This window comes from Aeromonas sp. ASNIH8 (assembly GCF_002919855.1).
Lineage (GTDB): Bacteria > Pseudomonadota > Gammaproteobacteria > Enterobacterales > Aeromonadaceae > Aeromonas > Aeromonas caviae.
In genome coordinates, this window is the sequence record NZ_PQLN01000157.1 from 1 (window position 1) to 5,947 (window position 5,947).

At 49.3% G+C, this 5,947-nt stretch carries 2 protein-coding genes and 3 pseudogenes; all 5 read right to left on the reverse strand.

The annotated features are described in order from the left end of the window. Positions 1-365: 365 nt before the first annotated feature. Positions 366-626 (reverse strand): annotated as a pseudogene (locus C3418_RS22465) (transposase); the annotation flags it as partial. A gap of 269 nt (positions 627-895) precedes the next feature. Next, positions 896-1,006, reverse strand: a pseudogene (locus C3418_RS22470) (IS5/IS1182 family transposase); the annotation flags it as partial. Between the two features lie 230 nt (positions 1,007-1,236). After that, positions 1,237-2,148 carry a DNA-binding response regulator gene (locus C3418_RS22480; RefSeq protein WP_053288391.1) on the reverse strand — a complete coding sequence of 304 codons (912 nt, stop codon included), beginning with the start codon at positions 2,146-2,148 and terminating at the stop codon, positions 1,237-1,239. Beyond that, positions 2,135-5,530 (reverse strand): ATP-binding protein, encoded by a 3,396-nt coding sequence (locus tag C3418_RS22485; RefSeq protein ID WP_103859315.1) that lies wholly within the window; start codon positions 5,528-5,530, stop codon positions 2,135-2,137. The genes C3418_RS22480 and C3418_RS22485 overlap by 14 nt, the downstream gene beginning before the upstream one ends. A gap of 101 nt (positions 5,531-5,631) precedes the next feature. Then, a pseudogene (locus C3418_RS22490) lies at positions 5,632-5,823 on the reverse strand (integrase core domain-containing protein); the annotation flags it as partial. Between the last annotated feature and the right edge of the window lie 124 nt (positions 5,824-5,947).

Genomic DNA, 5,947 nt, shown 5'->3' on the forward strand with positions numbered 1-5,947 from the left:
TGAGAAAGAGGAGAAGTGAGTTGACCCAATCTGAACACTCGAGTTAGAAACGGGGTGACGTGAGCGCGTTAAGGATCAGGGTGTTCACGTTGGCCGGAATGGCTGTTCAACTTCGCCGGAATACGCAGATATAACTCATACCCGGTTTTGCGAGCCAAAAACAGATGACAGAAGCGTTCACCCCACGACGTTGCAGCCTGGCTAAAAAAGCAGTCTCTCATGACTGGTAGCTTTATTAGGACGACGACGTGCGGATCCCATCAAGGCCAGAGCCGGAAAACGGCTCACAGATAGGCCGGATACATTGACGCAAACGACTTCTGGAAATCAGTTCAAGCTTGCAGATAAGGAGCAGACCATACATTTTTTAGAATGTCCTTTTCGCGCTCGAGCCGGTTGATGCGGGCTTCCAGCTCCTGGATTTTCTGCTGCTCCGGGGTCAGCGCTTTGCCGATAGGGGTGGTGCCGGTTCGTTCGGATTGAAGCTGCTGAACCCATCGGCGAAGTATGGTTTCACCGACATCCAGTGAACGGCTGGCTTCGGGGACAGAGTATCCCTGGTCGAGCACCAGGGATGCGGCTTCGAGTTTGAATTCAGCAGTAAATGAGCGACGTAATCTTGTCATTGAACACCTCAAGTCATGGTGGCGACTGTACCACCTAAAACGGTGTCCGGGATGATTAGACCACTACATGTTGCTGTTTATGGTAGCGTTTAATTTTAAGCTTTGGGAAATCAACAAGAAGGCATAGCGAATGATCCCCTCTGGGGAAGGTGCGAATAAGTCATATGGCACGAGAGCATTTACTGGTAACCCATTGATATTAAATGACTAAAATTTTCATTTTTTGTTCGTGGGATACTTGTTCGCACTTTCCCTAGATCTGTACACACCATGTTTTGCCATGGCAGGATCTGCTCCATGCGGGACAAGAAAATCTCTTTTCTGGTCTGACGGCGCTTACTGCTGAATTCACTGTCGGCGAAGGTAAGTTGATGACTCATGATGAACCCTGTTCCATGGCTCCAGATGACAAACATGATCTCATATCAGGGACTTGTTCGCACCTTCCCTAAGCAATGCTTCATAGACGGGCTCCGACATCTGGATAGCTCGGTAGGACGATTGGGTTTTAGGCGTCTCGGAACGGCCATTAACAACGGTTGCCTGGATCAGAATTTGACGCTTACTGACGGCATTAATGATGCGTGAAGCAATGTCGCGAGTAGATCGTTTAGCTGGCATGTGAGCTATCGAGTAACCGCAGTGAAATACTTGCTGCTGCAGTGCGGTTATCAACATTGAGCTTTTTGTAGATCTGCTCAAGATGTTTGTTCACTGTTCTGTGGCTCATTTCAAGAATAGTGGCGATCTCCCAATTGGTTTTGCCGAAAGAGAGCCAATAAAGCACCTGAGATTCGCGTTTAGTGAGATTAAGTTCGCGTTGCAAATCTTCTTCTGTACCGCGTTTTTTCGGCGTGACCAAACGGATCAATGCATGCAGCTGATCATATTCACCGGCATATTCAGCTTGAATCGGCGGGGTAAACTGGTTCAGTTGCAGAGGTTCTTTCCGATGTTCGGATGTGATCCAGCGGGCGATGTCGGGTTGAATGCTTTTCCACGTTTCCAGAATATCGCCATTTATCTTGCCGATCAGCTCTTGTGCGTAAGGCGTAGCCCACTCCAAGCGCCCCTGTTTTGATACGCAGAAGACATATTGCCCGGCATAATCGAGGGCAAATTGTGCCGATTTCGCCAGTTTGGCGTTATGGCTGTGCACCTTGATTCGCGCCAGCACTTCATTTGGCACAACCGGTTTGGTGATGTAATCGACACCACCCACCTCAAAACCATGAATGACATGCTCTGAATCGTTAAGGCCGGTCATAAATAAAATAGGGGTGGAGGGGAGCTTTTCTTTCAGTTTCTGGCACGTATCAAACCCGTCCATTTCCGGCATGATCGCATCCAGCAACACCACATCGGGCTGCACTTTTTCCACAATCGCCAATGCTTGTGCACCACTGAGCGCCACCAGCACAGTCAACCCCGCTTTATTGAGCGTGGCGTTAAGCATGCCGAGCGACTCTGGCGAGTCATCGACCACTAAGACAATGATGTTACTGAATTCAATAATGCTCATTTATCAACTCGTTCAGGTTATGTACGACTTTTTCAAATTTACATTGCGATGCATCGCTGCGTATCGAACCGAAAAAAGCCTCTGTGCTGGCACCGGAATGGATAATTTCATCAAGCTTCTTTAGGAATGCAGACATAAAGCCAATTTCGGCATAATTGATTAACTGTGCTAGCTCTTCACGCGAAGGGATCGCTGAGGGGTCAGCGGTTGCATCCAAACCGGTGGTGATTGGTTTATCCTCGGGTTCTTCCTCAAAAAGCCAGTCCACCGGCAATAAATTGCTTAGCTTGGTCAACAGTTGTTCACGAGAGATGGGCTTGCTCAGGTAATCATTGTGATATTTGGCGAGCACGTTGCTTTTTTCCAACTCATGAATGTTCGCGGAAAGCATCATAATTGGGCTGCGGATGCCTTTTTGTCGCAGCTGGATCGCCAGTTGCCATCCACTGACTTCGGGCATTGTGATATCAAGAATATAAAGATGAATGGTATGGCTCGCTGCCATCTTAAGCGCTTCTGAAGCCCCATTTGCCTGCAGTATGTTGAAACCAAGCGGTGTGAGAATGTTACTCACCAGATTGCGTTGATCGGCAATATCGTCAACCACCAGAATGGTCTGCCGTGCGCCAGTGTAACCGGTAATATTCTGGTTAATCAGAACGGGAACCGAGACCGGGCTTTCTACCGCAGACATCATCATGGTCAGCGTGAAATTACTGCCTACATCCGGCTGGCTTTGGCAGGAGATATCACCGCCCATCAGGTTGGCCAGCGCGTGAGAAATCGTCAGACCAAGTCCTGTGCCTTGGATAGCGCGCGTGCTTTGGGTCTGAATGCGCTCAAACGGGTTAAAAATCTGCTGGATGTCGTGCTCGGATAGCCCGATGCCAGTGTCTTGTACGGAGAAACGAGCTACCTGATTGCGGTAAGTGACGCGGAAAATCACTTTCCCTTCACGAGTATATTTGATCGCGTTATTCAGCAAGTTGATGAGTATCTGTCGTAGGCGTTGCTTATCGGTGGCGATGTAGACGGGCAGATTCACGCAGGAGATGTATTCAAATTCGAGCCCTTTCTGAGAGGCTTCCATACTAAACATCTCGGCCAGCTCATTGAGCATGGTTGCCAGATTAAATTCAACGCGTTGCAGCTCAAGACGACCCGCTTCAATTTTGGAGATCTCCAGTAACCCTTCCAACAGGTCTGAGAGGTGTTTCCCGTTACGCCGTAAAATGTGGGCATATTCACGGGTTTGGTGATCCAGCTTGCGATCGTCACTTAATAATTGGGCGTAACCCAGCAAGACATTCAGCGGCGTGCGTAATTCATGGCTCAGCCCGGCGAGGTAGCGGCTTTTAGCGTTATTGGCGGTTTCTGCTGACTTTTTGGCTTGTTCTAATTCTCGGGATGTTTTCTCGTGCGCACTGATCTCATGAGTTAACAGTTGGGTGTGGGCTTTCAGCTCGGTGATGGCATTACGACTGGTGTTACGTGCCAGCACAAACAGGCCACTGATAATGCCAACCGGAATCAGTAGCATCACGAACGCTTTGAACATGCCACCGGTGATGGTGTGCATGTTATCGGGTGCCAGCGCGGGAATTTGGCTGTAGGCGATCATGAAAATGGCCGCCATAAAACTGCTGACGATGGCTAACACAATCATAAACTGACTGATGGGGCTGGACAGTTTATGTAGTAACTCATCTGGAAGAAACGGATGCAGTAGTGTGTGTATCTGCTCATGTATGGTGGCCTGGGGGCGGCATTTATCTTCACAGCGCACATCGAGCGAGCAACAGAGCGAGCAGATGTGACCGCCATAAACAGGGCAATGGGTCATATCTTCCGGCTCGTAAGCATTTTCACACACAGAACAGGCGAGTTCATGATCGTGATGTGTATGAATGTGAGTCTTGGCGTTGACCAGATAAAATTTGCCCTTGGTTAGCCACGCAATCAGCGGTGCGGTGATAAATGGCAAGGCAAAAGCGATATAGGAAGCAAACGCTTTGATGGCTTCATTAAACACATCGAGGTGGGCGGCTATTCCAATGGATGACGCAATGATCATCGAGCCAAGACCAACCGGATTAATGTCATACAGTTTCGAGCGTTTAAACTCGATACCCGGCGGGCTTAAACCCAGCGGTTTGTTGATCAGTAAGTCGGCAACTAAACTGCCGATCCACGCCAATACCAATACGGAATAAACTTGCAGGGTTTTTTCCAGCAGCTGGTAGATGCCGAGCTCCATCAATAAGAGCGCAATGACGACATTAAACACCATCCAGACCACACGGCCCGGATGGTTGTGGGTCAGCCGAGAGAAGAAGTTCGACCAGGCTAATGAGCCAGCATAGGCATTCGCGACGTTGATTTTAAGCTGTGACATAATGACAAATACACCGGCAGCCAGCAGCGCCAGCTTGGTGTTTTCCGTCATATAACTAAATGCATTTAGGTACATATGCGCAGGGTCACTTGCTTCTTTGGGGTAAAACCCATGACTGATGGCCAGCCACGCCAGATAGCTGCCAAGGGCGAGTTTGGCTGCACCAAATAGCATCCAACCCGGCCCGCCAAATAACATCGCCAACCACCATTTGAGACGACCTGTTTTTTTTTGCTCTGGCAGAAAACGCAGAAAGTCGACTTGCTCGCCTAATTGGGCAATGACTGCCAGTAATACGGCGGATGCGCTGCCAAACAGTAACCAGTTAAAGCTGCCACCATGTTGATTAATACCCGTGTAAGCCAGCCAACTGTCGAGTTGTGAGTCGGGGTGGCTGAATACATAGAACAAAGGAACGATCTGCATCGTCAGCCACAGTGGCTGCGACAACATCTGAAAACGGCTGATATTGGTGATGCCAAAGAGCACGAGGGGGATCACGGCCACCGCACTGATGATATAGCCCCAAAATAGTGGAATGCCCAACAGCAGTTCCAACGCCATCGACATGATCGCGGCTTCCAGCGCGAAAAAGATAAAAGTGAACGAGGCGTAAATCAGCGAAATAATAGTGGAACCAATATAGCCAAACCCAGCGCCTCGGCTGAGCAAGTCAATGTCTACACCATATTTGGAAGCGTAATAGCAGATTGGAATCCCGCTGAAAATCACGACGACCGAAACAGCCGCGATAGCCCACAGCGCATTGATGGAACCATAAGAGAGGGTGATGGAACCGCCCAACGCTTCCAGAACCAGAAACGAGACAATGCCCAACGCGCTATTGGCTATCCAGGTTGCTGACCATTTGCGGGCACGTTTCGAGGTAAAGCGCAGCGCGAAATCTTCCAGCATTTCATTGGCGACTAACTTATTGTATTTACGCCGATTAATAGGAATTTTTTGCATAATAGGCTGTGCTTCCATCCATGATAAGTAGTCCTTGATTGCACTCCTTGCGATCAAGTGAGGAAAGATATCCTCCTGGATTTGACCCCATAGGTCCAGACACTTTTTCCCGCTTAGGATTGTGATACCCGACTGCGCAGAAATTCCCGGGGTGAACGGTATCCCAAGGCGCTGTGCGGGTGGTGTTCGTTATAATGCTCAAACGCGATAGCCAAATTGCCTACCGCTGTTCGGCTATCCGGTTTTGGCATCATCTCGATATAGTCTCGCTTCATCGTCTTCACGAAGCTCTCCGCTATACCGTTACTCCTGTCTCTTGATCAGATCTTGATCCCCTGTGCCATCAAATCCTTGGCGGCAAGAAAGCCATCCAGTTTACTTTGCAGGGCTTCCCAGCCTTCCCAGAGGGCGCCCCAGCTGGCAATTCCGGTTCGC

What these genes read in the sequence shown, in the direction of transcription:
- C3418_RS22480 (WP_053288391.1), bottom strand. Translation starts at nt 2,148, where the DNA reads ATGAGCATTATTGAATTCAGTAACATCATTGTCTTAGTGGTCGATGAC.
- C3418_RS22485 (WP_103859315.1), bottom strand. Translation starts at nt 5,530, where the DNA reads ATGGAAGCACAGCCTATTATGCAAAAAATTCCTATTAATCGGCGTAAA.